This is a genomic window from Pantoea sp. F_5 (assembly GCF_008631595.1).
In the GTDB taxonomy this organism is placed as follows: Bacteria; Pseudomonadota; Gammaproteobacteria; order Enterobacterales; family Enterobacteriaceae; genus Pantoea; species Pantoea gossypiicola.
The window spans coordinates 1-25,757 of the sequence record NZ_VWUO01000021.1 but is presented as its reverse complement, the minus strand read 5'-3'; the positions used below and the strand labels follow the sequence as shown (position 1 = coordinate 25,757).

The following is a 25,757-nucleotide window of genomic DNA, read 5'->3' as shown; positions in this document are numbered from 1 at the left end:
AATCAATCAGTTGGTGGGTTTATGACCGCATGCATTATTGCCGCTACGTTAACGACTTTCTAATAAATGGCGTAAAAACACCAGCTTACCCGTTTCACCAGGCGCTAAGTCAATGATAATAATCTGTGTAAACAGCTGTTTCCGGCAAAAAACGCTATCAAAAAGGGAGCTTTTCAGACGTAAAAAGCATAAGTCAGCTTAACTGACGAACTCGCATTTATAGCCGCTTAAAACTGCACGCTAATTAAAATAATAAACCTTTCTTTAACATTTAATTAATGTATGGCGAAAGGTAAACCGTATTAACCGGGATTAACGGCATGGCCCCAGGGCAAATTCAACAAACTGGTTGAGGTCTGCCATAGCTTCGCGAGCTTTAGATTCTGAAGGATTTATCGTCAGTAAATCCGCATAACCGTTCAGCATAGCGCTAATTTGCCTGGCGGTGCGGGGAACATCATCACACCGTAGTGTGCCGTGGGTGACGCCGTCACGGATAATCCCCTCCATCAGTGCCTGCCACACTTCAGTCATCTCTTCAGCCAGTGCAGCATATGCGTCATTGTGCGCAGCCATCTGCCAGAAAGAGGCATAGAGCTGCCAGGTAGCATCCGGTGCACTCGGCAGATGGCTTTCAAACAGGGTATTCAGCCGCTGACGCGGTGTGAGCAAGGCCAGTGTGTCGGCAAAATTTTCAAAATCAACCCGCATAAAGCGTTCCAGCGCCGCCAGGCAGAGTGTCTGCCAGTTGCTGAAGTAGTGGTAAATATGACTGCGTGAAATACCTACCGACTCGGTGAGTTCACGGGTGGTCACTTTTTCGATCCCTTTCTCAACAAACAGCACTATCGCTGCATCCAGGATTTTGGTTCTCAGTACCTCGGCCGACTCTTTCATTATTCTCTCTATCACTGCCACGTTGACTTTGAGCAACCGCTCAAATAGACTGTTTTTCGTACTTGAGCAACCGCTCAAGAGTGACTCTATCAGAAACAGAAACTATGTCTTCCTCAAAAACGATCCTGCCCGTTGCGGCTCCCCGCAGCGCTATTCTGACATTAAAAATGCTTGGCCGCCGCCATAGCCGCAAGCTATTCCTCACGCTGCTGCTGGTAGTGGCGGAAAACGTCATGTACCTGCTTTATCCGCTGCTGGCGGGCTTCGCTATCAACGCCATACTCTCCGGCAGGACCTGGCATGCGGTGCTCTATGCGGCGATGGTCTTTACCATGTGGGCCATCGGTGCAGCGCGGCGCAGTGTCGATACCCGTACCTTTGCCCGCATCTATGCTGAGCTGGCCGTGCCGGTGATTGTGGCACAGCGCAGCGAAAAACAGAGCGCGTCGACGATTGCTGCGCGGGTGGCGCTGTCTCGCGAGTTTGTCGACTTTTTCGAGAAGCATCTGCCTGTGCTGATTACTTCGCTGGCATCAATGACCGGTGCGTCAGTAATGCTGCTGGCTATCGAGTTCTGGACCGGCGCAGCCTGTCTGGGGATCCTGCTGTTCTTCGCCTGTTTCCTGCCGGGGTTTACCCGCAAGAACGATGCGCTGTTTGGCCGTCTTAACAACCGGCTGGAGAGAGAAGTAAGCTTTGTCAGCAACGCGAACGCCGCGTCACTGGGCCGGCACTATGGCGTGCTGGCCAGTCTGCGGATCCGCCTCTCGGATCGGGAAGCGTGCGGTTATCTGGCCATCGGTAGCGTGGCGGCACTGTTGTTCGCAGTCACCATCGCAGTCATGTCGGGCCGTGGCGGCACCGATGCGGGTCATATCTATTCGGTAATGACCTATATGTGGATGTTTGCCATGAGCCTGGATGATGCTCCTCAGCTGCTGGAGAAATATTCCCAGCTCAAAGACATTGGCCGTCGGGTAAATACCGGCATGCACTGATTTTGCCGATCTCAGGCACAGAGCTGAAGCAACCGCCGGACTGCCCGGCGGTTGTTGAGATCAAGCGCCAAAACCCGGCACCGCAATGACCGCGAGAGCTGGGTTAATAATCCAGTTCACCCGGTGTAAAGGTTCTGAACGCGTTATCCGAGGGCGTGTAGCCCAGCACCTCGCGCGTCTGCGTCAGATCGAAGCGCTTGAAACGGTTATCGGAAATGCCGTAGCCAATAAAGAAGGTGATGTTCTCTGCCTCGACTGCCCCGGTCATCAATCGGACAGCATCATCCGGACTCAGCCAGGCGCTATAATCCCGCGCTGTGTGCAGGCAATTATCCAGTTTTGCTTCAAACGCTCCGATTCTCAGTGCCACGCAGCTCAGACCGTGCTGACTGGCATAGAAAGCGCCATAACATCTGGTCACGCGATATCTGCTGATTCCTGTTCAGTAACCTGTTAAATAAAGACGCGTTAACCGGTCAGTTAAGCAGACATAACCGACTTAAGCCTGCATGGCCTTTCCGCATTGTGAGCGGGCACATAACGATTCGCTCCAGAACTGCACAGTGCAAGCGTGCCGCTGGCGCAGACTTAACTGTGCGTCAGATCACAAAATGGGTTGCTTAGCGCGGCATGACTTTCTATAGTCAAACCGCTTCATCCGGACGGGAACACGTTATGCTTTCTCCCGCCGGCTCACGTCAGCTTTTCAGTTCAGGCCATTGGGAATCCATTTTGTTAAGAAAAAATCATAAAACCGACGATGCCGGTTTTGTCCGCTGGGCATTACTCGCTCTGGCGCTGGGCGGCTTTGGTATCGGAACCGGTGAGTTCATCATGATGGGCCTGCTGCCTGATGTTTCACGCTCTCTGGCGATCACCGAACCGCAGGCGGGTAACGCCATCGCCAGTTACGCGCTGGGTGTGGTGGTGGGCGCACCGTTTATTGCCGTTCTGGCGGCCCGGATGGCGCGTAAATCGCTACTGCTGATCCTGATGGCGCTGTTCAGCATCGGCAATGTCGCCAGTGCGATGGCCGACAGCTATCACGGCCTGCTGGTGGCGCGCTTTCTGACCGGCCTGCCGCACGGGGCTTACTTTGGCGTGGCATCGCTGGTGGCGGCTTCACTGGTGCCGCTTGAACGGCGCGGTCGTGCGCTGGCGTCCCTGATGCTGGGACTGACGGTCGCGACGCTGATTGGCGTGCCGCTGGGCTCATGGATTGGGCAGCTATTCAGCTGGCACGTGGTGTTCACCTTTGTGGGCGCGATTGGTCTCCTGACCTGCCTGCTGATTGGTCGCTATGTGCCTTACACGCCAGGCGATGCGGATGCACATCCGCTGCGCGAACTGGGTGCGCTGAAAAACCCGCAGGTGCTGCTGACCCTGCTGGTGGGCGCGGTCGGCTTTGGCGGCATGTTCGCGATCTTCAGCTATATCGCCCCGACGCTGATTAATATTGCTGGCATCTCTCCTTCGCTGATCCCATGGGCGATGGTGGCGTTTGGACTGGGAATGATCATCGGTAACCTGGTCGGTGGCCGTCTGGCTGAGGGTTCGGTGCTCAACATTATTGGCTGGACGCTGTTATGGAACGTGCTGGTGATGCTGGCCTTCCCGGTACTGGTTCAGCATGTGGCCACCGGACTGCTGGCGACCTTCCTGATTGGCACCTGCGCGGTGCTGCTGCCGTCGTTACAGATTCGCCTGATGGATGTCGCCAATGATTCACAAACGCTGGCGGCTGCAATGAACCATTCGGCGCTGAATATCGCCAACGCGATGGGCGCTTATCTCGGTGGCCTGACGGTATCGCTGGGCTATGGCTGGATCTCCACGGCCTGGGTCGGCGTGGCGCTGGGTGTGGCCGGTTTGATGGTGTTTGTGATGACGGCGCGCCATGCTGCCCGTCAGCAGGTTCAGCCAGCCTGACCAAATAGTGCAGGGCGCAGCGGCAGACATGGCCGCTGCGCAACATTTGCCCGGACCTGCCGTATTATTTTTCTGAAACGCTAATCACTTCGTTTTTAATTAATCTGACCATTCAGAAATCATTCTCCATCCGACAGCCCTGAAAATTGAAAAGGCTTCAAAAATCAATCAGGGCGCTCCGGACGTCTGGATGTTAAAATTAAATTAAAATAATGTTTGCTAAAGTCGTTAATGGATGGCTTAATGGCGACCTCGGTTTGGAACACAGACCTTATCAAAGCAGTTTTAGTAAAGCAGTCCTCAGTGCAAGCGATATCTCAAGATACCCCTTCTTCGTGAGTCTCCTCCTAAAATCCTGGTAAGTAACCTTCTGGAAGACAGGCCATCTTCGCCACTTGTGGCTCATAAATTAAGGAAATATCAATGTCTGATAAAATGACTGGTTTAGTAAAATGGTTTGACGCGGGTAAAGGCTTCGGTTTTATCTCTCCTCAGGATGGCAGCAAAGATGTATTCGTACATTTCTCTGCAATCCAGAGCAACGATTATAAAACCCTGGACGAAGGCCAGCAGGTCGAATTCACGATTGAAAACGGCGCTAAAGGTCCTTCAGCGGCAAACGTAGTTCCTATGTAAGCCTCTGTTATCAATGACGCTTACAATCGCGATGACGGCAATAGCCTGAGCAGATAAGCCTGAATTGATAATAAAAACCCGCCTTGTGCGGGTTTTTTGCGTTTATGTCTGGCTGAAACTTTCACGATGTTTTTGCACGCGACAGCGTTTCGCGCGGGCCAGCATCAGATTGAGCCTGTTCACCTCACGCTTGCGATCAGCCATTGCTGCAATTCTGTCAGCTCCGCCTGTTGTGCCGGGAAATCGGCTATCAGCTGATTCAGAACTTCCTCCAGTGCATCGGGCCGGTAAGTGACGTTCTGCATCCGCTGGGCCAGCGCTTCGAGCGGCGCGGGATTGAGGCTGTCGCTAAAAATCTGACAGCGGCTGATCACGCCGCGTTCGACATCGAAGTGAATCTCCACACCGCCCCAGACAAATCGCTGGTCCAGCAGATGCGAGAAGTCAGGTGCCTGACCGAAATTCCACGCCCAGCTACTCTGCTTTGCGAACTGCTCAGTGAATCCAGGCAGGTCGGGCAGGGCATCGGGAGAGATCCTCTCCGGCTCACACTGCTCGCCGAAATGTTCAAAAAATGCGTCCGTCACCGCGGAGCAGATCGCCTGATAGCTGATACCCGGCGTTAACTCCGTCAGATTGGCAACCCTGGCGCGCACTGACGTAATCCCTTTGGCCTGCAGTTTCTTCACATCAGGATTAAGGTAATCTGCCAGCCGGGAAAGATCGGCATCCATCAAAATAGTGCCGTGATGAAAACCGCGATCGGGTGTTTCACGATAGGCAGATCCGGAGATTTTGCGCGGTCCGTCAGCGGTGTTCATCACTAAATCGTTACGACCGGACGCCTCCGTCGGCACACCCAGCGCGTTCAGTGCGCGCAGGATAATGGCAGTTGAAACGCTTTTATCGTACTCCGGCTTGCCCGCCATAAAGGTAAAACAGCAGTTGCCGAGGTCGTGAAACACTGCGCCACCGCCGCTGCTGCGACGCGCCAGACGGATACCGTCTTCCGCCATGCGGCGGGTGTTACACTCTTTCCACGGATTCTGCGCCCGTCCAATGACCACCGTTTCCGCATTCCGCCACAGGAACAGCACCCGCTGGGTGGCGGGCATCTGCCGGAAAATGCACTCTTCGACAGCCAGATTAAACCAGGGATCATTAGATTCAGATAACAGTAAGCGCAGCGTGGACATCAGTAACTCCCGTTCCTTATGAGAAGCGGCCCGTAAAACAGGGCAGAACGCAGAGTCTATCAGCACGGGCACGGAGCCACATGCCTCTTCATGCCGTGAGGCTGCGGCAAAAAAAGATAATATGCCGTCTGGGGCGCAATCACGGCAGATTGCTGAACAGCATTATGCCAGTATGCTTATATCTAGAACATAAACATATGATTTAAAAGGTTTTTACCCGGGTAAGCTATGGCTGTGGGGCATGGATGGGACACAGCCAGTCAGCTTCTCGTTTAGCAAGGCCACCTGCCCGGCGCTGCTTTCGGGCATCCAGCTCCCATAAACGCTGTAAACCATCTGAGCGCTGGAATGGCCCATCTGTGTTGCAATGAATGATGGGTTGGCCCCGGCGCTCAGCATCCAGCACGCATAAGTATGGCGTGTTTGATACGCTTTGCGGTATCGTATTCCCGCCCGTTTCATTATTGATGCCCACATGGTACTCAGTGCCCCGACTGCATAGTGGTGACCGATACTGGCACCAGAACGGGTAAGCTGCGGGGTGAATAAAAAAGTGCAGGGGTGAGTGCTTGTCCGGCCATACTCCCGCAACTTTACTTCCGTCAGGTATTGCTTGCCCAATCGGGTAAGCTCTGCCTGATCCCTGAGCGCTTCCCGTGCCGGTTCCAGCAGGTGGATCAGCCGGTCGGTGCCCGCCTCAGTCTTTGGCAACGTAAACTCACCCAGCGAAGTGAGATTTCGCCTGACTCTCAGCGTGCCCGCTTTCAGATCCACATCTTCCCATGCCAGTGAGACCAGCTCGCCATGCCGCACACCCGTATAGACCGCCAGTGTCCATAAATTCCGGGCCTGCCTGTTACGGCACGCAAGCGCGAATCGGGTAAATTCATCCCTGCTGAGCGGGTCAGGTATAGCTCTGGCTTTTTTCAGCGGCGATATGCTGTTGAAAGGGTTCACGCTCAGATAGTTGTGATCCGCAGCAAACCGAAACATGCCGGCAATGGTCGTCATGTAGTAATTGACGGTTGGCACCGTTCGCCCTTTAACCGGTATCTTTCGGCCCCTCTCCAGCACCTGATAGCCTGTCAGTAACTCTTTCCTGATAAACAGCATCTCTTCTTTTGTCACCGAAGACACCATTCTCCGGGCACCGATTCGGGCAATCATGTTTTTCACCACTGAGCAATATCGGTGGTGAGCATTGGCGCTGATTTCCATTTTCTTCAAATCCAGCCACATCTCCGCCAGGTCACCGACGGAAATATCTTTTTTATCCAGCCCGAAGCGCTTCAGATTAGACGAAGCCGGGAACTGGACCGCATAGTTAAAACTACCCATCTTTATTGCAAAGCAGACCGAAGCGCGAAGCTCTCCGGCTACCTTGCGGTTTTTTGCAGAGTCAGGCACGCCAAGATTTTCCCTGACGCGCTGACCCTGATACAGAAACCAGATGCGGAGTGATCCGCCATGGTTTTCGACGCCTGTCGGGTACGATGCTTTACTCATTATTCCCTCCTGACGTCCAGGAGCCTGATAAGCTTATCGCGTTCATTTCTTACGGTCATCCGATTGGTTGTTTCTGCGATGCGATCCATGCATCGACCGCTTTCCGGTTGTAGACGCATTCGCTGGTGGGCTTTGGATCGCCTTCGGGTGACATGTGTTTATATTCCCGGCCCAGTAGCCAGGCCTTTTTACGTGCGCGGGTGATGGTTCCCGGCTTAAGCCCGGTCACCGCGATCAGCAACTGTTCTGTAACCCATTCATTGGGCTCAATCATGATAATGGTGTTCATTTTTACGCTTTCGTCAGTGAACATGATTTGCTCCTCCCCTTCAGTCCCGCCGCCTCGATAACCTTATACACATCCCGCTCGTAGCGCAGATGCTGAAATACCCCGTCAAACCAGTATTCACCGCTGTTAACGTCGGGAATATCCACGATGGCGCTGCCGGTGAGCACGATGCCCCGGCTTACGCCACGCCGTATCTTAAGCCAGCCTTTGCGCTGCAGTGCCTGCAAATGAGACTGTGCATTATTGGCTGAAGCCCATCCCATACCGACAGTGATCTCCTTGTTTGTCGGTGCCATGCCGTTTTCACGGATGTATGCCCGGATAAATTCCAGCGTTGCCTGCTGTTTATCTGTCAGCGGTTGCACGATGGTTCCCCCTTACACTTACACCACACCTCAAACATGCGTTTCACTATCTCCCGGCTGTAATAACCGAGCATATCGCGGGTGAGGTCGTAGCGGTTCCCATAATGCCGCCGCATCATCATCTCAAAGGTTTTGTTCATGGTTATCTTCGCCATTTCGCTTGAAATTGACCTGCTCCAGCTCTTTTATTTGCACTTTGCAGACGACAAAATCCTTGCTGTCTGAGAGAAACCTGCATCGCTTGATGGCATTCTCAGCGTCAACAAACAGCCCAACAGGAACGCCGGTTGGCTTGTAAATCACAGCGTACATTTTCATCACGCCATTCCCCTTTTCTTTAAACGTTTCCACGCCTCTTTGAATTCTTCATCCGTTGCACCTGACTTTTTGTCCGTGCACATCAGGCATTCAGAAATATTTCCCCAGCTTTTCGGTCTGCCGGCATCAAACAGATCATCCCACTCAAAGACCCAGCGATCGGTTGCCCGGTAGTGATAGATGGTCAGCCAGGTCTTTTTGTACCGTGGGTATCCGTACATGACGGATACCTTTTCATCGTGCAGGGGTTCACGTGCGGTGGCGATACAAATCCAGGCCACAAGCAGCAGAAACAGAACAGCCAGCATGTTGGCCACTACTCACCTCCGCCGTTGGCAAAGAACGCGGCGACAGCAAAGACCGCTGCCGGGATCAGCGTCATTAACGAACCCATACCACAATCTAACGTGCCCCATCTGACACCACCTGCGATGCAACAGAAGAAGCCCGCCGCGCTGATGAGGGTGAAAATGCTGACTGCGATTTTCAATGCCTTGCTCACTTTGCCACCTCCCGTGCTGCTGCTTTGTACGCACGCATGCTGCGATTAACCGGTCCGCTGATTACCGTCCGGCGAATGAACAGACCAGACGCCCTGGCGCGAACATCAGCAGAGAGAAGGGCGGCATCGACCGCCCGGTTGTGCCGGCGCAGCTCGAGCAGACTGCTGGTGATGGTCAGCGTGGCCACAGCACCATGATCCTTAAATTCAAACTTCATGACGCCAGCGCCCTCCAGAGTGCCTTGATGATTAATGCAACTATCATCAGAACGCAGGAGCCCAGCCCTGCAACCAGCAGACCAACGAATGCCATCAGCGCGATGTCGAGTAGCTTATTCATCTGATTCGATTCCTTTTCTGAAGCCCGACTCTCGCCGGGCAATCGAAAGTGATTACTTAACCTGGATAAACGGCGTGCTGGTGCCGCTGGTCATATACTGGGGCAGGGTGCCGTTCCATTTGTTGATGGCTTCCAGCTGCATAACCTCCGGATTCTGGCGCAGGGCATCACCACGGATTTTGATAGACTCAGCCTCTGCTCTGGCCAGCTTCATTTTTGCGTCTGCCTGCCCGTCGGCTTCCGCCCGGAGCATGTTGGCCTCAGCCTCGCGCTGCTTTACTTCCTGCTCGCGCTGCAGCGTTTTCTGGTTGGCCGTCACTTTGGCATTGATGCTGGCGATCACCGTTGGCGGGTACTCCGGTTTACCGACCCAGGACAGGCTGATTACCTGGATACCGATCGGACCCATCTCCTGCTGAATCTCAGACAGCGCGGCGGTGAGCAAATCGGCTTTGCCGCCATCAATGAACTTATCCGTGCTCATCCGGCTGGCCAGACGGTTCAGGCTGTCGGCAATTTTCTGGCGCAGGTCAGTGTCGGTGATGTCATCGACGCCTTTGCGGTAGGTCTGGAACACCGTGGTAACCTTGGTGGGATCCACACGGTAGGCCACGCCGATGTGGTAGCCGATGGTGGTGCCGTCGCTCATCTGGAAGTTAAACGCATCTTCGTAGGTCTTCATCTGCTTAAAGGTCGGGAAGATGTAGATCTCGGTGTTCCAGCCGGTCCAGTAGCGGCCAACGCCCACCACTTCACCTACACCTTTGTCATCACCCAGCTTGTTGACCTTGATGCCCACATTGCCAGGCTCTACGCGATCGCAGCCCGCGACACACAACACGGCAACGGCCATCAGTGCAGCAAAAATTAACTTCTTCATTTTTTATCCTTAGTAACTTTCAGACCCTTCAGAATGATGCAGAGGCATGGCGGGGTCAGGATCGCCAGTGCCAGTCCGGACAGAACGGTTAATGTCTCTTTCGCCGATACAAGGAACGGCACGATCAGGCCGTACACGCCCGCAGCAATAACCAGCGCAACGACGATTTGCAGATAGGTTTTCATGGGCACCTCAGTAAGGTTTTTCGCTGAGCAGCTGCGCGATCTGCTGTGTGGCCATATCGTAATTTTTCTGCCACGCCTCAATCTGCCGGCGGCGGACGAGGATCCGGCGCAGGCGGCGAAGTGTGCGCTGGTGGGCCCGGTGATACTCGTTTGTGACGTCCCCACGCTGCCATGCCTGGCCGTGCACCGGATGGTCCACCAGCGTGTCCGGATGGCGCTGAGGAAACCGTGAACGAGCGAAGGCACGGGTCGTCATAAAGAAAGCCAGATAGCGAAGGGCAGTATCCCGGCTGAAGCAGCGCTTCATGCGTCCGTGGCGCATGGCCACATAGAGCACGCCGACCGGTGTCGGGTATTTCTGGAATGCCAGCTCGGTTGCGCTGGTGGTGGGTTTATCTTTCACTTCTCAATCTCCGCGTTATAGGTTGAATGACTCATGAGCTGCCAGTCTCTGCCGCCGTTCCGCGACAGCAGACGCCAGCGCGGATTAACTGCCAGACTGAGATAGCCTCTGCGGTAAGTCCGGCGGGCAAACAGGCGGCCCCGGCGGTACTGAGTGAGTTTTCTGGCTGCCTGTGCTAATACCCATTCAGGGGCTTTAAACGCTGTCAGTGACATGCCATCAGCCCTCTAATCCAGTGGAGGATGGGGGGGGGGGCAGACCGTCCATCCTTCCGACTTAGCGAATTCCAGAAAGCCATCGAGCGTTGCGGTGAGTTCATCTTTGCGCAGGCGCATATCCGCTTTCAGCTCACCTTTCTCGAAATAAGCAATTACACGGCCGGTAAAGTCAGGTGCGACGTGCAGCTTTGCCGTCAGCGTTGCGTCTTCGAAATTAATCGCGCTCATCACTGCTGTTCCTTTTCTGCAAAAGCCTGTTCAGCAAGGTTGCTGATAAGCGAATTCATAAAACCTTTTCCGATGTCAGAAAGTTTTCCGGATTTAATCTTTATGCAGTCACCGTAGGTTTCGGCTATTTCACGGTCAGCGGCCTCGCCGGAATAAACTTTACGAACTGCGGACTCAAATAATTTAACCAGGGCCTTGCTCACAATATCGGCGTCAAGTTCGACGGTTGTGATTTTGCCGCCCGGCAACTTAACAGGCGTCATCATTACCCCTGTTTTATTAATAAGGTTCGCAAGGTAGATATTCACCAGACGGGTCCGGTTACGTTCAACTAAGTTACTCATTTCTTTTTCTCACCTTCAGCGATTAACCATGATGAAATGCCGCAGGATAAATCGAGTGCGAGATAATGAAGCGCACACAGTTGATCCTCGTCCGGCCAGTCTTTTGTTTCGCTTATTAACAGAAGCAGGGCGCTGAGTTTTTCCGCCTGTGAAGCGCAGCTGTGCAGATCTTTAACCATGATTACCCCCCCCCAGCCCGCAAAGGCGATCTCTGGTCTTATCCAGTTCCTGCTCACGAAAAAAATTGTGAATATATGCGCTGAGGTTAAGAGCATTCCCTATCAACGGGCTGTTTTTATGAATCCCTTCAGATTCATTTTCATAAATGATTAACAGCAGCACGTTGAGCTGTTCGGCACACTCTGCCGTGCGTTCAGATTTAAATTCAGTGCTCATACCGCGACTCCATAAGCTGCGCGCAGGAACAGATTGGCCAGGACGTCATAGCCGCACTTATGCAGCAGAACGGCTTTGCGATAATTTTGCGTATTAATGATCGAAGTTTTCATTTCATCCTCAAAAAATTTCGGGTGCAGTTATCCCCAGCGCAGGCGCTGTAATTTACTTCTATCTAGTGAGTAATCAGCAGAATATGTTTTCTATTTTTTTCAGTCTTTTAAATAACTCATTGGCGAAGTCTGATATTACAGCTGTCATTACGCACTGGATGTTGTCTGCGTCATCAGGGCCAAAACACCCCTGGAGATATATTTGCGTAGTGTGTTTTATTTTTCCGGCCAGTAGAGTGACATCAAAAATTTCGTCACTAAGATCTGTATTGCCGGTCCTCTTTTCAGAAGCAATATTACTGGTGAGGTTATCATCGATGTTTACGCTAAGCAGCAATGACTGAATCTGGAATAAAAGGCTTTCCACGTCATTATCGGTAAGTTGCTCACGAGAATTAATAAGTGCCCTGGTGGTTGATAAAGCCCGTTCGATTAAAATACTGTCTTCATGGTTGCTCATTTTACGTCTCCGCTCTCAGTGCATGCGGCAGCATTAGCGTAGTCATGGGCAATATCTATTACATTACTGCCCATCATTTTTAATTCGTCGTCATCCGACATCTGCAATACCCTGACCGCACCCAGCAGGCAGGCAATATTTATGGCGAATGAGTCAGACGCAAGGTCAATACCTTTAAAGGCAGATCCGATGTTGTTCACTTCGCACCTCCGGTATTCTGCCGGGCCGCCTGGAAGGTGGCGGGTTCATCCGAAATAATGCCCATACGATTTTTAATGAGCTTATTTCCATTGATCACGATATGTGCCATATCAACTTCACGCTGAACGTCTTCGTGTAAAATTCCCGGCCCCACAAAGTCAGAACTTTCAAGAAGGATTACGGTCATGTCATTAAGCTTATCCATGCGCTTCCTCGTCATCCGAATAACTGGAACTAATCTGAAGGCCAGTGAATAAATTGCTGGCATCCTCAAAGTCATCAAAAAAGAACAATATGTTTTCCGGTTCGGGCCATCCCGCTGGCACTCCAAATACGCCACCAGCAGGCATAAGGCGAATCACAAATCGACTATGCATTATGACCTCCTCGTATGGTCCTGTGGGGGATAGTTCGGACTCAAGATGAATCTCACCAAACTCATATTCTCCGGTTTTTAGCGTTACTTGTGTCATTCTGGTGTCCTCTGGGCATCTGCCTTATCACCAGTAAGCAGCCACATCGGATCGCAGTTCAGGGCATTAGCCAGGGGGATGATTTTGTCGCTGGCTGGAATGGTGGTGTTTTCCTCCCAGGCTTCGATGCAGGAACGGGTAACGTCAACGCTGCCGGCTAAATCAGACCAGCCGAACTCACGCAGCATGCGCATGGATTTGATGCGGGTGCCAATGGTTTCGGCGGTTGGGTAGTAGAGCGGGCCAAGGGGTGTTGAAGATGAAGACGCTGCAGGCGTATTTTTTTCGTTGAAGTTTGAGGATTCTTGCGCGGATGGGGAGGTTGCAATATTCGAAACATAAATACACAGCTCAACTAGATCCAGTATGTTACCAGCATACAAAGCTATTTTTTCCGCTTTGCATTCACTTCGGTCCGATTCATTGAGAATTCTGCATGAAAATCCTTCAATTGCTTGGAGCATGGTAATTAACTTCGCTGCGGGATCAATGAGACTGCTGCTCGCTGAAATGGCAAACCGAGAAGCTTTAGAAGCTGATATGTTCATACTTATAGACCTCAGGTTTAGTAATCTGAGGCCTAGTATTAGAGAACTTACATTGCGTGTCAAGCTTGAAGTAAGTGATCTTACAAATCTATTATTATCTGTCTAACAATGCCTAATACAATCCACGAATCATCTAATTTATAAGCAGCCAATCCATCAGATGGCGCTTCTAAAAAAAGCGCCATTCCATCATCGATAACCCTTCTGATCACAGGGATAGATTCTGGCTTGTTAGCCTTAACTAAAACAAATTTTCCATTTTTAATATCCGATTTCCCTGTCTGTGAACAATCGATGACCAAGCTGCAATCGTCGGGAAACATACTTTCGAACTTGTGAGGAATATGCTCTTTTTTTGCTTTTAAAACATATTCATAGTCGCCGCCTGTCGTTGTTAGGATATGAGTGTGTTTCTGGCTTGTTGTTAGCGCATCAAACTTATCTTTTGTTTCCCCGGCCTCTTCCCATGTGAATATAGGAGTTGGTATGGCGCCTGCTGTGGACCAGTCGTCGTAATCAATGCCCCACTTATTGTCTTGGTAATCTCCGCTAAGTATCCATTGCGCATCAGTCTTTAAGATTTCAGCAAGCTTCACTAGATTTTGCCCGTTAGGGTATGTTGCCCCGCTTTCCCACTGGGTTACTGCTGACGCAGACCTGCCAAGGTGTTGTGCTATTTCTTTTTGAGTCAAACCCAACTCCCGCCTTCTCAATCTGATTCTTTCTCCTATTCCACGTGTGATTTTCATAGTCATCCTCATTTAGTGTTTAAAGATAAGCTATCTTACATTGAAGGTAAGTAAGATATCTGATTTAATGAGGTAAGAAAACTTATTTTGAGGCGTTATGCATAAGATAGATGTTCTTCGTTTTTATGGTTCGCGCGGGGCAGTAAAGAAAATTGCTACACTTCTTGGCGTTTCACACAGCGCTGTATGTCAATGGGGTGGCATTATCCCCAAAGGTGCCGCCCTCGAACTCGAGAAGATCACCAACGGTGCGCTCAAGTGCGACCTGTCGCTGTACCGTGCCAATCCCCGCAAAAATAAACATATCCAGCCTTCTGATGTGACGGAGGCTCAACCATGAAGCCCACCCCCGATCGAATCTTCAACGCCATGCTGCTGGTCTGCATTGTACTGGACGCTATCACGCTTTTCTGGCTGTACAGGAGTGTGTGACATGTCACGAAAAATTATCGGTCGTTCAGCCATCGACAGACGTTATCGGCTGGATCCGCGCTACTTCAAACCGCTGCTGCCGGATGGCATTCGCTATGACCCGGTAGATGACGTGTATGTGCTGGTGGCTAAACCAATTTTGAGGAACAAACCATGAATAACCTGATCACCAATAAACCATCGATGACCAGCCTGGATATTGCCGAGCTTGTGGGGAGCCGTCATAGCGATGTGAAGCGCAGTATCGAACGTCTGGCCGAACGCTGCACTATCCGACTACCGCCAACGGCGTTTGTCGAAAGAATCAATAACTTAGGTCACGCAGTTAAAGGCGAGGTTTACAATTTTTGAGGGCGAAGAAGGCAAGCGAGACAGTATTGTCGTCGTTGCCCAACTGAGTCCTGAGTTTACCGCTCGCCTGGTTGATCGCTGGCGTGAGCTGGAAGAGGTTGTCAGCCGTCAGCCGCTCTCCGAAATGGAGATGATCGCTGCGATGGCCGCCGATGCCGTTCGTCAGCAAAAGCGCATCTCGCATGTCGAGGAAAAGATCGAGTCCGTTGCTGAAACCGTTGAGAGCATCAAGCGCGGCACCGTTCCGGCTGGCTGGATTGGCTTTTCAGAGCTGAAAACGAAGTTCGGCATGTCGCCGCTGAAGTGTAAAACGCTGGCCAGCGCCTTTAACGTTCCCACCGATACCCATAAGTTCCTGACGCCCGATGGCCTGCTCGGCAGTCGCGGCATCGTCAATCACGCGTCTTTCATGGCTGCGCTTCGTCAGATGATGTCCGAGGCGGAATGCCGCGGCACTCGCTGGTGGCATCCAAAAATGGGGATTTTCCAGATCCTGAAATGGGGTGAGTAACCATGCATCCGCATGACTTCATCCGCAAAAACATCATCAGCACGCTGCTGGCTGAAGGCGTGGCGGCAGAAGATGCCAGGGGGGGGGGGCAGAGGCTGCGTTGTCTTACTACCGCCGCTGCTCTCAGGCAAGCCGTAAGGGCCGCATGTTCGACGATCTGCTTCATGAGGCCCGTCAGTGGGTGCGGTTCCGTTCGTGCAGCGGTGGACGCCGTAAAGCAGCACGTTCGCGCCAGGGGAGTCTGCTGTGAGCACATCTGAGAATGTCATTCAGGTACTTGACAGGCATTACCGCGATCCCCGTGGCGTGGTGGTGCACGTCACGGGGTATGACCGGGAAAAGTCACAGGTAATTTTCTTACGCGCCGGATACGAGCATGAGTGTATGCGCCCGGTCTGGCAATTCCAACAGTTTTTTAAGAGGGTTGATGATGGCCCGCATCAGAACCATAAAGCCTGAATTCTGGACAGATGAAAAGGTCGTTGAGTGCTCTTTTGAGGCGCGACTGATGTTCATCGGTATGTTTAATTTTGCAGACGATAAAGGAAACCTGGTTCGCTCCCCAAAACGTATCAAGATGCAGATTTTCCCGGCGGACATGATCGACTGTGAACCGCTGATAAAAGAACTGTCATGTGTCGGATTACTCCGTGAGTACTCAGTGAATGGTGTTGACTATATCCACATCGAAGGCTTTTCGAAACATCAGAAGATAAACCGCCCGTCTGCCACAACCATACCTGCTCCGGGAGTGCTTAATGACGACTCAGTGAAAGAGTCCGGGCTGGATGGTGGCTGCTCACTGAATGGATGCCCGACTGAGCATACCGACTCAATGAGTACTGATGAATCACTCCGTGAGCACTCAGTGAGTACTCATATCGGACTCACTGACGGAAAGGAAGGGAAGGGAAGGGAGAAGGAAGGGAATAAAAACACTGTGTCCGATTCGGATCGGACTGGCGGTGATCCGGATTTCGACGATTTGCCTGCACAAGCCGAACTGGAGCCTGCGTCGGATGACGGCATGCATCCGGACAAACCCGATCCGGTCTCTGAGGCCTTCGAGAATATTTTCTGGGGTGCAGGGCTCCGCAAGGACGCCAAGGTGAAGGCCAGAACGGCCTTTGGCACGAAGTTCAGGGCGTGGCGTGCGGTGTCGAAGGGGACGCCGGGCGAGTTTGCGTCGATGCTGGCGCAGGATATCAAGTCCCGCCTGGCCGTTCAGCAGCTGGGGATAGACCGCATGCTGCCGACCTCGTACCTGAACGGCGAGCGCTGGAACGATGAACTCAGAACTGAGCAGACTCAGACACAACGGGGGGCCGGAGGAGCCAACCGGCCCTACGCCTACCAGGACACCGAGAGTTCCGAAGTTTTCCTGAACTTCGATGCCCTGCGTTCCGACAGTGGCGGGCGGAGGCTGTGACATGCGACAGCGACTTAAGCGTGCCCTGGTGGCCGGATACAACCATGGGTGGCTGGGAATGGATTTTGTGATGTGGTGTTTTGATAAATTTGATTTGCGGAGCGTGTGAATTATGACACCGGCTGAACTCTCAGAAAAACTCTGGAATAGCGCCGACCGGGTGGCGAAATACCTGCTGCCAAACGGCCACAGGGAGGCTAACGAGTGGTGTGTGGGCAGCGTCAGCGGCGAGGAAGGCAAGAGCCTCAAAATTAACCTGGCGGGTAAAAAGACCTGGGCTGACTTCGCCAGCGGCGACAGTGGTGACCTGCTGGATTTATGGGTGCTGGTGCGCAACTGCGGTCTGCACGAAGCTATGCGGGAAGCGAAAGAATTTCTCGGGCTGAAGGATGACGATCATCATTTCACCGCCAAAAAACAGACCTTTGCCCGTCCCAAAAAGCAGGGTGTGAAAAAAGCGTCGCAGTGCTATGAGTACCTGGCCTCACGCGGTATTACTCAGCAGACCGCTGAGCGATTCAGGATCAGCGATGCCGTAGTCTGGTATGGCGACGAAAAGCGCGAGCTTCCTGCACTGGCATTTCCGTATATCCGCAATGGCGAGCTGCTGCAGGTCAAGCGCATCAGCACCGAACGGCCGGGCGGAAAAAAAGTGATCATGGCCGAAGCCAACTGCGAGCCCTGCCTGTTCGGTTGGCAGGCTCTGGACCCGAAACAGCGGCTGCTCATCCTCTGCGAGGGTGAGATTGACTGCATGAGCTATGCGCAGCTGGGTTACCCGGCCCTGTCGGTTCCGTTCGGTGGCGGAAAGGGGGCTAAACAGCAGTGGATTGAGTACGAATATCATAATCTCGACCGTTTCGATGAAATTCTGCTCAGCCTCGACAACGACGATGTCGGGCGGGAAGCAGCCAGAGATATTGCCCGCCGCTTGGGGGAGCACCGCTGTCGCCTGGTTGAGCTTCCGTACAAAGACATCAACGAGTGCCTCACAAAAGGCGTCAGCGATGATGATATTTTTGGCTATCTGGAGCGATCAACCTACTTCGACCCCAGTGAGCTCTGCTCGGCATCCGATCTGCTGCAGGAAACCATCGACGCCTTCGAACACCGTGATGCCGGGCTTTTTACAACACCCTGGACCTCGCTGAATTACAATTTTAAATTTCGCGCTTCGGAGCTGACGCTGGTGAATGGCGTCAACGGGCACGGTAAAACGGAGCTGGTGGGCCATATCGCCATTGAAGCCATGGCACAGAACACGCGCGCCTGCATCGCTTCTCTGGAGCTCAAGCCGGGTAAGATGCTGGCTCGCCTGACACGGCAGGCCATCTGTACGGCAACGCCAACACCACAAGAGATTACGCTCTGTAATGCCTGGTTCAGCGAGAACCTCTGGGTATTCAAGCTTACCGGTACAGCCAAAGCCGACCGCCTCCTTGAAATCTTTGCTTATGCCCGCAGGCGGTATGGCATCGAGCTGTTCATCATCGATAACCTGGCAAAGTGTGGCTTTGATGAAGAAGATGCCTCCGGGCAGAAGGCATTTATTGATGCCCTGTGTGACTTCAAGAACGAGCATAACTGCCATGTCATTCTGGTTACACACGCCCGTAAAACCGACGAGTCGGTACCCACTGGCAAAATGGACGTCAAAGGCACCGGTGCTCTGACCGATATGCCCGATAACGTAATGTCGGTCTGGCGCAACATCCCGCGTGAAATGGCGCAGCGCAAGCTTGATAAGCAGGGGCCGCAGGGTTTGGATGAGAGGGAGAAACGCGCCCTGGATATGCCACCGTCGATTATTCGTCTGCTCAAGCAACGTGAAGGTGAGGGATGGATTGGCGATATAGGCACCACCTTCGATCCCCGCTCACACCAGTTTCTGGAAAACGGGAAGTCAGCATTCAACTATCTTGCCGCCAAACCGCAAAGCGATATTGATGCGGACTGGGAAATGAACAACGTAACGAGGTGCGCATGAAACTGGAATCAGCACTGAAGTATTTCAATCCGAAAAGCCAGAGCTTCACCGACTCTTCACGCGCAACCGGAAGCGAATCACTGACCGGCACAGACCTGATGGGTGCCATCGGATTCTGCCAGTCTAAAGCACCGTTTGGGATTTCTGCTGTTCTGGCTAAATCGACGGGCAGCAACGAAGAGACCTTCCGTACCGTTGAGCAGCTCCTGCAGTATGCCCGTCGGAATGCACCAAAGCTTCTCCGGAAAGCGGCGGGTGCAAATCTTGGTCGCTGCTTGGTCATACTGTCAAAGCTGGCATTCGATGAATATTCACGCTCAGCCTCAACGACAGCACCATGCCGGCACTGTAAAGGGACCGGATTCCGGGAAGTTATGCGCGATGTTGTTAAGTATCCGGGTTATATCAGTGCTGTAGATGGTGAAGAAAAAATACCGCCACGCATTGAATCTGAACTGGTCAGAGAAAAATGCAGTCACTGTGATGGGAAGGGGTGGGAGTCTGCACGCTGCCGGTGTAACGGAACGGGCCGGGTACGGGATCTGGAAGCATCAAAGCGCGCAGGTGCGCCAGTAGACAAGGATTGTGAGCGCTGTTCACGCCGTGGATATCGCCGAATGCCTTCCAGTACTGCATTCAGGGCTATCAACGTGCTGGTGCCGGACCTCACTCAGTCGTCATGGTCACGGAACTGGAAGCCGTTCTTTGAGAAGCTGGTGGCGAAGTGTGAGATTGAAGAGAGCCATGCAGATGCAATATTCCGGCAGGCAACAAAATAATTGACTTTGCATAAAACTGGCGTATTCTGGCTAAATAGTGGCGGTTCTGTACTCATGCGCCACTCAACGATATTAAGAACCCGCCGTCGTGCGGGTTTTTGTGTTTCTGCACCACATAAAAGCGCATTCCCTGACGCCGGAGCCAGCGGGTACGCCCGGAAGGCATGGGATATATGAGAGTGCGCTTCTCTGCGGTGAATGCGTGCTATTTGTTAATAAATGTTTGCATTGCGCTGTTTTTGTTCACAATGTGCTATACCAGTTATTCCTACCGAAGCGGGAAAAACTGGCATGACTCTGAAGCTCGACAAAGGTTTACTCACCGGCGCTGTATTTGTAGAAATCCTCAGGCAGCACCCCGGCTTAAAAATCAGTTCATCCATGGTTGAAACTGTTCTGTCTGTGGCTGACGACATATGTGAAGCCTTCCCGGCTTCGGCAGAACCGATTGAGCACTTACCCGACACCAGCCTGAATCATACTCAGCACACAATGTATAAGCGTTGACGATGAGTTGAGCTACGTGGCGCTAATATTACACCGCTGCGGTGAATCCCCCTGTGCGGCGGGGCCCTTAATTTTCATTTGTTCAGCATGAAAGTCCTTGTAGGGCGGATCAGGTTATGTTGCTGCTGATCCACCGGGAGGCACCCGGCACCGCAGCGCTTATTTACTGCTAAACTGAATGGCTTAATCCGCCGTTAGCTTACTGGACAGAGCACTGGCTTTTTGATGCAGGGGACGGGGTTAAAATCCCTGACGGCGGTCCATTCAATTCTTCAAAATTACTTTTATTGACACTAAGTTGACATGGCAAGCGGTATAAAAAACCTGCTGCGATGAATCCCTCTATGCGACGGGGCTAAGCCAGAGTTTTCTGAAGGAACAACGGGCGGGCCAGATTCTGGCTTTTCTGACTCACCGGGAGGCACCCGGCTCGCAGCAACTTACTAGTCACAATTTAGGCAGCTAAGGCTCACCTTACGGTGGGCCTTTTTTATGCCCTGTGCAACATGATTATAAATAGTTAGGCGGCTAATCGATTGATCGTCCATAACGATCAATTGCTCCAAAACGATCTGTATAAACGATTATCAGGGCGCAGGCGGCCGGTGATAGTATTTCTGAGGCAAAAAAATCCCCGCCTCATAAGTCGTTAGCGAATGGTGAGGCGGGGTAGCCAGTATGGCCAACACCAGGGAAATCCGTTAAAAATAGTACCCCTTCAGGGGTATGAAATTAATTATTTCAGGACCTGAAATAAGTATTTATAAGATAATTTATTGTTCTGATTCAGGGTTCTTACGTCGTAAATGTAGTACCAGACTTAACTGGAGCTAACGGTTGTCATCCTTTTGCTAATGAGCAAATACTTATCAGACACAGCCAGGTCTGCTTCGGCAGGCCTTTTTTGTACCCAAAATTCGCCGGTTTAGCTCAGATGGCAGAGCGTAAGGACAGTTATCAGGCTACAGGATCAGTTTTATGCATTTCACTGTCTACACGCCTCGGCAGCACAAATGCGATCTCCAGAAATAACCTGATGAAAGCAACAAGCTCCTTCGCTTGTTCATGTGTCGCGCTCAGTTCATGGACCGCTTCGTTACCATTTATGCGGACGCGGTGCGCCCAGTCTTTCATGGACTCAGTGAGAATGCCGTCGTTTCTGGCCATCTCAATTCGGGACAGCAGGTTTCCTTTTTCATATCCCAGCTTCCTTAATGCCACCTCCATAACGCTACGACATCCAACGATGATGCGGGCTGGACTGCGATCACGCTGAACATCTTCCTGCAGCTCGATGAAGATTTCTCTTATTTCATCCGGGTACCAGGGGGAGCTATCTGGCATCTGTGGCTTAGGAAAAGAATCGATGACTTTGGGTGGCTCGCCGTTATAACGCCATTCACTCTGGGTGCCGGAGGTTTTACAAAGCTGGAGCTGGCCGTACCCACACGAAAATCTCACCAGAATAGGCGACTCGCATTCCGGACAGGTCGAAACACCAAATGCTTCAACCGGGGTGTCCTGAGAGTAAGACCGCACCTGTACAGATGGCCCGCTATTCACGGCCCCTGCCGGTGCAGGCTGACGGTGCCTGTATTCACTAATACTGTATAAACGAAAATTGACCTCGCGTGCGCAGTGAGGGCAAGTTTGTCTGAGGGTGAACATGTCAAATTCCTTATCTGAACTGGTCAGTGATTATGAAGGCTGCATAACTGATTCTGCAGTGGATTCTCTTGCTGCAATAGAGAAAAAATTCTCTCTGACGCAAGGGCGTCAGGGCTGGGATACTGCTGTAAAAGGACTCGCCATGGCGCTGATTATCGCTGAAAACCGCCGGCGCTTTCTTGAGACAGATTCAAAATAGCCAGTTGATTTATAACCCAAGCCACGATCAGCAACTTACCGCGCACCCTGCGCACGGCTGGCGCGTGGCTTTTTTCTTTTCCAACCGGTAAATGCCATGAATAAAAAATATCTGTATCTGGCGGGCGCAGCAGCTGTGTGCCTGCTGCTTCTGCACGCCTGCAGTCATGATGATTCGCCTGTTTCGGTTGCAGATGCACCGCCTGTTCAGCCGCCGGTAGTGGTTCAGAATCCTGCTCCTGTCGTGGTGCATGACAGCGACAACGGTGGATTTTTCTCAGGCCTGATGATGGGGCATCTGATGAGTGGTGGTAGCGGTTACAACCATCACACTACGGTCGTGCATCACTACAGCACACCGCGATATTTAGCACCGCGCTATTCCCGCTCTCGCACGGTGACGACCTACCGTTCAACCCGAGGCTATTACGGACGCAGACGTTAAGGAAAAAATGTGCACGCTCATCACGTTACCACTTCCGCATCTTACGGCGTTGCGGCGGGTTCATTCTTTATTGGCCTGCTGAACTACCTGACGCCTGAGCAGTGGAGCGCCATCGGCGTTCTGGCAGGTGCGGTCATCGCGCTCATCACCATGGTCGTTGATGCCTACTTCAAGCGGGCTAACGCCCGGGCTTACCGTGCCTGGCTGAATTCACATCAGGGTGCTGTATCGCCGGACGACATGCCGGGGAAATGATATGGCCAGAGTATCAAAAGGTCGCGTTGCCGTTGCCGCCGCTGCCTGTTCGGTCACGCTCATCATTAATATCATACTGTCTCATGACCTGGTGCGCACGAACCGGGCCGGGCTGGAGCTTATCGGCAATGCTGAGGGCTGCCGTCGCGACCCTTACACCTGCCCGGCAGGCATCATCACCGACGGGATTGGCAACACGCACGGCGTGAAGCCGGGCACACGAAAAACCGACCAGCAGATAGCACAGGATTGGGAAAAAAATATCCAGGCAGCTGAGGAATGCGTTAATCAGTACGCAGACGGTAAATCCCTGAGCGACGACACCTTCTCCGCCGTCACCTCCATCACGTTCAATGCCGGCTGCGCAGCAATGAAGAAATCCACACTTTTCGCGCTGCTGCGTCAGAGTGAGATAAGGCAGGCCTGTGATCAGTTCCCGCGCTGGGTTTATGGCGGCGGAAAGTTACTGCCCGGACTCGTTCATCGCAGGGATCAAGAAAAGGCGCTTTGCCTGAAGGGGGTATACCAATGAAATATTATAAATATGATTTTATATGCCTGGGGATATTAGTGAGTACTGCTTTCATCAATGAAAAGCATGCTTTACTGAATGGCATGCTTTTTCTTCTCGCTGGCATGATGTTGAGCGCTGGAGTATTAAACAGGCGGCGAACTACTTATCGGACTTTCTCCTGAAATCTGACTCATATTTTTTAACTTTTTTCTCATAATGTTTTTTAATCAGGATATTCATTGTCCAGATTACAGCAGAACCTGAATAGCCAATGATTTTCCAGGTGCGCGGGGAAAACATATCAAGAAAAGCTTTAAAGTGAATACTAAAAGAGTGGAGCATTTCAACCCTCGTTAGTTACAGCCTGGCAGCTAATGTGAATAACAAGGTTATATGTTCCGCTTTTTTCCCAGCATTAGCAAACAGCGGTGTCTGTGCTTCGCAAATTCTTAATGTCACTCCTGAATATGAATATTTATCTTACGGCTCCACTTATTGTTACCGTGCTTGCCTTAGGCTGGGCCGCCGACCATTATCACAGTAAAGCCATAGCCTGGCGCACCACCGCCCGACAGTCTCAGCAGCTGGCGAAACGGCAGGCTACTACCATCACCGACATGACCCAGCGCCAGCAGCAGCTGACCGCACTCGACAAAACCCACACGGAGGCGCTCAGTGCTGCCGAATCTGAAAATGATGCTCTTCGCCGCCAGCTTGCCGCTGGTACTCGCCGGATGTATGTCCACGCAAAATGTCCCGTGTCCGGTACCGGCACAACCACAGCAGCCAGCGGCCTGGTCAATGGAGCCGCCGTCGAACTCGCTACAGATTCTCGACGAAACATTCTCGACATCCGCGCCGGCATCATCCGCGACCGGGAAAAGCTGAAGTATTTGCAGGACTACGTGCGCACCCAGTGTTTGAAATAGCCAGGTGGGCAGCAGTAAAATGCATTCACCTACACTTTAAGGGGGTTAATATGTCTCTTGCCAAACAAATGCGCCTTGCTGAACTGAAGGCCAAAGAAAAAGAATATCTTAACAACCGTGCAGACCGCCATTTTGCGATGCTGCCTTCACTGGCCATGGATCACCTCAATAAAGCTCGCAATTATTTCAGCGATAAAGGCTTCTCGGTTACTGAGCATCGCGAGGGTTTCGATGCGACTTATCATGGGCTGGTTGTAAAAGCATCATTGTCGGGGCTTGATCCACGAACTTTTATAGCTGATTTTCTCATAAATTTTGAGATTAATAAGCGTGAATGGTCTGTTGGCGTTGTTCTTACGTCACAGACAATTCCAAACTATTGCGGTAGCACCGAGGCAGACCGACAAATTGCGTGGTATGAAAATGTATTGTTGCCAAAACTTGCGTCAATGGGGAATTCTGATATTGATGGCTCATGCAGGTATTTTGTGTTCAATAACATACCACCCATTGAGCACAAAAAAGCCGATGATTTTGATCAGGCTCTGAGTCTGATATTCGATTAAACCTCGTTTTATTACATACCCTAAAAAGCCTCATCAACTGGTGAGGCTTTTTATTGTGAGGGTGTTAATGCAGGAAAAAACTTTCATTTGCATCGCCAGCGGCCCCTCACTGAACGCCAGTGACTGCCGCCTGGCGACAGCATCCGGACATCCTGTCATCGTCGTTAACTCCTGCATCAGCCTCGCTCCGGATTGCGATCATCTTTTTGCCGCCGACTGCAGCTGGTGGGACAAATATCACAGCACGCTGAAGACCCGGGCTCAGTGCTGGACGGTAAGCGGCCGGGCGCACCTGCGCTACGGCGTGAACCTGTTCCGGCCGCCCGATAACGACTCCTTCAACTCTGGCCAGCGTGCCATACAGCTGGCGGCACATCTCGGTGCTGAGCGGATCATTCTGCTGGGCTACGACTGCTCGCTGGCAAACGGCACCCACTGGCACGGTGAACACCCGGACGGTCTGAAGAATCCAGACGGCGAAAGCATCCGGCGCTGGCAAAGTGAATTTCAGCGTCTGGCCAGCAGCCTCCCATCTGTCAGCATCATCAACTGCTCGCGCCGAACGTCCCTGACCTGTTTCCCGCGCGCGGCACCCGAAGAGGTTTTATGACGCAGTATAATTTTCAGGGCATGCTGGGCCTGGGCGACTCCATCTACCAGCGCCCGTTCCTGCGCCAATTCCCCGGCGCTTACGTGCGCACCTGCTGGCCGGAGCTGTATAGGGGCCTCGATATAAAGTGCGTGCGCAGCGGAACACATCTCCGCACACAGGAAAAACACGAGCTCCGCACCCGGTACGCATATCACCCGGCCCCGCGCGGCGGCGTAATAAAGCGCATTGGCTACGGTCCGAACGACCTTGCCAGTGGTGGCATTATCCCGGCATTCCGGCGTCAGTTTGGCGTCAGCGGCCCGCTGCTGTTCGACCTGCCGCAGTTTAATGACCTGCATCCGCGCGTACCGGTTGATAAACCCGTCGCCATTATCCGGCCGGCCACCCTGCGCACGGAGT

General features: G+C 52.3%; 43 protein-coding genes, 1 tRNA gene and 2 pseudogenes. 20 read left to right on the top strand and 26 right to left on the bottom strand.

Annotation, left to right across the window (positions count from 1 at the left end):
* Positions 1-312: 312 nt before the first annotated feature.
* Complete coding sequence (locus tag F3I44_RS20710; protein WP_150011441.1) at positions 313-897, bottom strand: TetR/AcrR family transcriptional regulator; 585 nt, start codon at positions 895-897, stop codon at positions 313-315.
* A 104-nt stretch (positions 898-1,001) separates the two neighbouring features.
* Between F3I44_RS20710 and F3I44_RS20705 the strand changes: the two genes are divergently transcribed.
* Positions 1,002-1,895 carry an ABC transporter six-transmembrane domain-containing protein gene (locus F3I44_RS20705; RefSeq protein ID WP_150011443.1) on the top strand — a complete coding sequence of 298 codons (894 nt, stop codon included), beginning with the start codon at positions 1,002-1,004 and terminating at the stop codon, positions 1,893-1,895.
* Between the two features lie 103 nt (positions 1,896-1,998).
* Here F3I44_RS20705 and F3I44_RS20700 read toward each other — a convergent pair whose 3' ends face one another.
* Positions 1,999-2,316, bottom strand: a complete 318-nt coding sequence (locus F3I44_RS20700) for a hypothetical protein (RefSeq protein WP_223811717.1) — start codon at positions 2,314-2,316, stop codon at positions 1,999-2,001.
* Positions 2,317-2,627: 311 nt separating this feature from the next.
* Between F3I44_RS20700 and F3I44_RS20695 the strand changes: the two genes are divergently transcribed.
* Together F3I44_RS20695 and cspA are read left to right on the top strand one after the other, a co-directional pair.
* On the top strand, positions 2,628-3,824 hold the full coding sequence (locus F3I44_RS20695) for an MFS transporter (protein WP_150011445.1): 1,197 nt from the start codon (positions 2,628-2,630) through the stop codon (positions 3,822-3,824).
* A gap of 423 nt (positions 3,825-4,247) precedes the next feature.
* Complete coding sequence (cspA, locus tag F3I44_RS20690; RefSeq protein WP_150011447.1) at positions 4,248-4,460, top strand: RNA chaperone/antiterminator CspA; 213 nt, start codon at positions 4,248-4,250, stop codon at positions 4,458-4,460.
* Positions 4,461-4,639: 179 nt separating this feature from the next.
* On the opposite strand, the gene F3I44_RS20685 is transcribed toward cspA, so the two are convergent.
* From F3I44_RS20685 to F3I44_RS20580, 23 genes are all read right to left on the bottom strand, one after another.
* Positions 4,640-5,656 carry a lipoate--protein ligase A gene (locus F3I44_RS20685; RefSeq protein ID WP_150019604.1) on the bottom strand — a complete coding sequence of 339 codons (1,017 nt, stop codon included), beginning with the start codon at positions 5,654-5,656 and terminating at the stop codon, positions 4,640-4,642.
* Positions 5,657-5,869: 213 nt separating this feature from the next.
* Positions 5,870-7,162 carry a site-specific integrase gene (locus F3I44_RS20680; protein WP_150019603.1) on the bottom strand — a complete coding sequence of 431 codons (1,293 nt, stop codon included), beginning with the start codon at positions 7,160-7,162 and terminating at the stop codon, positions 5,870-5,872.
* A gap of 55 nt (positions 7,163-7,217) precedes the next feature.
* Positions 7,218-7,451: an excisionase family protein gene (locus F3I44_RS20675; protein WP_150019606.1), complete on the bottom strand. Its 234-nt coding sequence runs from the start codon at positions 7,449-7,451 to the stop codon at positions 7,218-7,220.
* A 2-nt stretch (positions 7,452-7,453) separates the two neighbouring features.
* Positions 7,454-7,816, bottom strand: a complete 363-nt coding sequence (locus F3I44_RS20670) for a LexA family transcriptional regulator (RefSeq protein WP_150019602.1) — start codon at positions 7,814-7,816, stop codon at positions 7,454-7,456.
* Between the two features lie 123 nt (positions 7,817-7,939).
* Positions 7,940-8,134: a hypothetical protein gene (locus F3I44_RS20665; RefSeq protein WP_150019601.1), complete on the bottom strand. Its 195-nt coding sequence runs from the start codon at positions 8,132-8,134 to the stop codon at positions 7,940-7,942.
* Positions 8,134-8,442 carry a hypothetical protein gene (locus tag F3I44_RS20660; RefSeq protein WP_223811720.1) on the bottom strand — a complete coding sequence of 103 codons (309 nt, stop codon included), beginning with the start codon at positions 8,440-8,442 and terminating at the stop codon, positions 8,134-8,136. The genes F3I44_RS20665 and F3I44_RS20660 overlap by 1 nt, the downstream gene beginning before the upstream one ends.
* Before the next feature lie 8 nt (positions 8,443-8,450).
* Positions 8,451-8,636 (bottom strand): hypothetical protein, encoded by a 186-nt coding sequence (locus F3I44_RS20655; protein WP_150019599.1) that lies wholly within the window; start codon positions 8,634-8,636, stop codon positions 8,451-8,453.
* A complete protein-coding gene (locus F3I44_RS20650; protein WP_150019598.1) occupies positions 8,633-8,854 on the bottom strand; it encodes a hypothetical protein in 222 nt (73 codons plus the stop codon). The genes F3I44_RS20655 and F3I44_RS20650 overlap by 4 nt, the downstream gene beginning before the upstream one ends.
* Positions 8,851-8,976 (bottom strand): hypothetical protein, encoded by a 126-nt coding sequence (locus F3I44_RS24150; RefSeq protein ID WP_255467316.1) that lies wholly within the window; start codon positions 8,974-8,976, stop codon positions 8,851-8,853. The genes F3I44_RS20650 and F3I44_RS24150 overlap by 4 nt, the downstream gene beginning before the upstream one ends.
* Before the next feature lie 52 nt (positions 8,977-9,028).
* A complete protein-coding gene (locus tag F3I44_RS20645; RefSeq protein WP_150019597.1) occupies positions 9,029-9,856 on the bottom strand; it encodes an SPFH domain-containing protein in 828 nt (275 codons plus the stop codon).
* A complete protein-coding gene (locus F3I44_RS20640; protein ID WP_150019425.1) occupies positions 9,853-10,041 on the bottom strand; it encodes a hypothetical protein in 189 nt (62 codons plus the stop codon). Before F3I44_RS20640 ends, F3I44_RS20645 begins: the two co-directional genes overlap by 4 nt.
* A gap of 7 nt (positions 10,042-10,048) precedes the next feature.
* Entirely contained in the window at positions 10,049-10,444 is a 396-nt protein-coding gene (locus F3I44_RS20635) for a hypothetical protein (protein ID WP_150019109.1), read from the bottom strand.
* The gene (locus F3I44_RS20630) at positions 10,441-10,659 is read right to left on the bottom strand and encodes a hypothetical protein (RefSeq protein WP_150019596.1); all 219 of its coding nucleotides are present in this window, start codon (positions 10,657-10,659) and stop codon (positions 10,441-10,443) included. Before F3I44_RS20630 ends, F3I44_RS20635 begins: the two co-directional genes overlap by 4 nt.
* 12 nt (positions 10,660-10,671) lie before the next feature.
* Positions 10,672-10,890: a hypothetical protein gene (locus F3I44_RS20625; protein ID WP_150019595.1), complete on the bottom strand. Its 219-nt coding sequence runs from the start codon at positions 10,888-10,890 to the stop codon at positions 10,672-10,674.
* Positions 10,890-11,234 carry a hypothetical protein gene (locus tag F3I44_RS20620; protein ID WP_150019594.1) on the bottom strand — a complete coding sequence of 115 codons (345 nt, stop codon included), beginning with the start codon at positions 11,232-11,234 and terminating at the stop codon, positions 10,890-10,892. The genes F3I44_RS20625 and F3I44_RS20620 overlap by 1 nt, the downstream gene beginning before the upstream one ends.
* A complete protein-coding gene (locus F3I44_RS20615; protein ID WP_150019593.1) occupies positions 11,231-11,413 on the bottom strand; it encodes a hypothetical protein in 183 nt (60 codons plus the stop codon). The genes F3I44_RS20620 and F3I44_RS20615 overlap by 4 nt, the downstream gene beginning before the upstream one ends.
* Positions 11,406-11,630 (bottom strand): hypothetical protein, encoded by a 225-nt coding sequence (locus tag F3I44_RS20610; RefSeq protein ID WP_150019592.1) that lies wholly within the window; start codon positions 11,628-11,630, stop codon positions 11,406-11,408. Before F3I44_RS20610 ends, F3I44_RS20615 begins: the two co-directional genes overlap by 8 nt.
* Positions 11,631-11,816: 186 nt before the next feature.
* Positions 11,817-12,203 carry a hypothetical protein gene (locus tag F3I44_RS20605; RefSeq protein ID WP_150019591.1) on the bottom strand — a complete coding sequence of 129 codons (387 nt, stop codon included), beginning with the start codon at positions 12,201-12,203 and terminating at the stop codon, positions 11,817-11,819.
* The gene (locus F3I44_RS20600) at positions 12,200-12,403 is read right to left on the bottom strand and encodes a hypothetical protein (protein ID WP_150019590.1); all 204 of its coding nucleotides are present in this window, start codon (positions 12,401-12,403) and stop codon (positions 12,200-12,202) included. Before F3I44_RS20600 ends, F3I44_RS20605 begins: the two co-directional genes overlap by 4 nt.
* Positions 12,400-12,609, bottom strand: coding sequence for a hypothetical protein (locus F3I44_RS20595; protein WP_150019589.1), 210 nt, complete (start codon positions 12,607-12,609; stop codon positions 12,400-12,402). The genes F3I44_RS20600 and F3I44_RS20595 overlap by 4 nt, the downstream gene beginning before the upstream one ends.
* Positions 12,602-12,877, bottom strand: a complete 276-nt coding sequence (locus F3I44_RS20590; RefSeq protein ID WP_150019588.1) for a hypothetical protein — start codon at positions 12,875-12,877, stop codon at positions 12,602-12,604. Before F3I44_RS20590 ends, F3I44_RS20595 begins: the two co-directional genes overlap by 8 nt.
* The gene (locus F3I44_RS20585) at positions 12,874-13,425 is read right to left on the bottom strand and encodes a helix-turn-helix domain-containing protein (protein ID WP_150019587.1); all 552 of its coding nucleotides are present in this window, start codon (positions 13,423-13,425) and stop codon (positions 12,874-12,876) included. The genes F3I44_RS20590 and F3I44_RS20585 overlap by 4 nt, the downstream gene beginning before the upstream one ends.
* A gap of 80 nt (positions 13,426-13,505) precedes the next feature.
* Positions 13,506-14,174, bottom strand: a complete 669-nt coding sequence (locus tag F3I44_RS20580) for a helix-turn-helix domain-containing protein (RefSeq protein ID WP_190286039.1) — start codon at positions 14,172-14,174, stop codon at positions 13,506-13,508.
* 97 nt (positions 14,175-14,271) lie between these two features.
* On the opposite strand from F3I44_RS20580, the gene F3I44_RS20575 reads away from it, so the two are divergent.
* From F3I44_RS20575 to F3I44_RS20540, 9 genes and pseudogenes are all read left to right on the top strand, one after another.
* Positions 14,272-14,514 carry a Cro/CI family transcriptional regulator gene (locus F3I44_RS20575; RefSeq protein ID WP_150019585.1) on the top strand — a complete coding sequence of 81 codons (243 nt, stop codon included), beginning with the start codon at positions 14,272-14,274 and terminating at the stop codon, positions 14,512-14,514.
* Between the two features lie 93 nt (positions 14,515-14,607).
* Positions 14,608-14,763: a hypothetical protein gene (locus tag F3I44_RS23800; RefSeq protein ID WP_190286038.1), complete on the top strand. Its 156-nt coding sequence runs from the start codon at positions 14,608-14,610 to the stop codon at positions 14,761-14,763.
* Positions 14,760-15,468: pseudogene (locus tag F3I44_RS20570) on the top strand (Rha family transcriptional regulator). The gene F3I44_RS23800 and the pseudogene F3I44_RS20570 overlap by 4 nt, the downstream one beginning before the upstream one ends.
* Positions 15,469-15,714: 246 nt before the next feature.
* Positions 15,715-15,927: a DUF4222 domain-containing protein gene (locus F3I44_RS20565; protein ID WP_190286177.1), complete on the top strand. Its 213-nt coding sequence runs from the start codon at positions 15,715-15,717 to the stop codon at positions 15,925-15,927.
* On the top strand, positions 15,845-16,897 hold the full coding sequence (locus F3I44_RS20560) for a hypothetical protein (RefSeq protein WP_190285999.1): 1,053 nt from the start codon (positions 15,845-15,847) through the stop codon (positions 16,895-16,897). The genes F3I44_RS20565 and F3I44_RS20560 overlap by 83 nt, the downstream gene beginning before the upstream one ends.
* Before the next feature lie 112 nt (positions 16,898-17,009).
* Complete coding sequence (locus tag F3I44_RS20555; RefSeq protein WP_150016016.1) at positions 17,010-18,884, top strand: toprim domain-containing protein; 1,875 nt, start codon at positions 17,010-17,012, stop codon at positions 18,882-18,884.
* Positions 18,881-19,663 carry an antitermination protein gene (locus F3I44_RS20550; RefSeq protein WP_150016017.1) on the top strand — a complete coding sequence of 261 codons (783 nt, stop codon included), beginning with the start codon at positions 18,881-18,883 and terminating at the stop codon, positions 19,661-19,663. The genes F3I44_RS20555 and F3I44_RS20550 overlap by 4 nt, the downstream gene beginning before the upstream one ends.
* Positions 19,664-19,954: 291 nt before the next feature.
* Complete coding sequence (locus F3I44_RS20545) at positions 19,955-20,170, top strand: hypothetical protein (protein ID WP_150016018.1); 216 nt, start codon at positions 19,955-19,957, stop codon at positions 20,168-20,170.
* Positions 20,171-20,358: 188 nt separating this feature from the next.
* Positions 20,359-20,433 (top strand) — tRNA-OTHER (locus F3I44_RS20540).
* A 694-nt stretch (positions 20,434-21,127) separates the two neighbouring features.
* Here the strand turns inward: F3I44_RS20540 and F3I44_RS20535 are convergent.
* Positions 21,128-21,838, bottom strand: a complete 711-nt coding sequence (locus F3I44_RS20535) for a DUF4145 domain-containing protein (RefSeq protein ID WP_150016019.1) — start codon at positions 21,836-21,838, stop codon at positions 21,128-21,130.
* Between F3I44_RS20535 and F3I44_RS20530 the strand changes: the two genes are divergently transcribed.
* The 8 genes and pseudogenes from F3I44_RS20530 to F3I44_RS20495 form a co-directional block, all read left to right on the top strand.
* Positions 21,837-22,037 (top strand): hypothetical protein, encoded by a 201-nt coding sequence (locus tag F3I44_RS20530; protein ID WP_150016020.1) that lies wholly within the window; start codon positions 21,837-21,839, stop codon positions 22,035-22,037. The two genes, F3I44_RS20535 and F3I44_RS20530, sit on opposite strands and share 2 nt — an antisense overlap.
* Before the next feature lie 96 nt (positions 22,038-22,133).
* Positions 22,134-22,481 (top strand): hypothetical protein, encoded by a 348-nt coding sequence (locus F3I44_RS20525; protein WP_150016021.1) that lies wholly within the window; start codon positions 22,134-22,136, stop codon positions 22,479-22,481.
* A gap of 9 nt (positions 22,482-22,490) precedes the next feature.
* Complete coding sequence (locus tag F3I44_RS20520; RefSeq protein ID WP_150019583.1) at positions 22,491-22,736, top strand: phage holin; 246 nt, start codon at positions 22,491-22,493, stop codon at positions 22,734-22,736.
* 1 nt (position 22,737) lies between these two features.
* On the top strand, positions 22,738-23,268 hold the full coding sequence (locus F3I44_RS20515) for a lysozyme (RefSeq protein WP_150019582.1): 531 nt from the start codon (positions 22,738-22,740) through the stop codon (positions 23,266-23,268).
* Positions 23,269-23,717: 449 nt separating this feature from the next.
* A complete protein-coding gene (locus tag F3I44_RS20510; protein WP_150019581.1) occupies positions 23,718-24,179 on the top strand; it encodes a lysis protein in 462 nt (153 codons plus the stop codon).
* 50 nt (positions 24,180-24,229) lie between these two features.
* Positions 24,230-24,745 (top strand): hypothetical protein, encoded by a 516-nt coding sequence (locus tag F3I44_RS20505; protein WP_150019580.1) that lies wholly within the window; start codon positions 24,230-24,232, stop codon positions 24,743-24,745.
* Positions 24,746-24,812: 67 nt separating this feature from the next.
* Positions 24,813-25,355: a hypothetical protein gene (locus tag F3I44_RS20500; RefSeq protein WP_150019579.1), complete on the top strand. Its 543-nt coding sequence runs from the start codon at positions 24,813-24,815 to the stop codon at positions 25,353-25,355.
* Positions 25,352-25,757 (top strand): annotated as a pseudogene (locus F3I44_RS20495) (hypothetical protein); the annotation flags it as partial. The gene F3I44_RS20500 and the pseudogene F3I44_RS20495, both read left to right, overlap by 4 nt.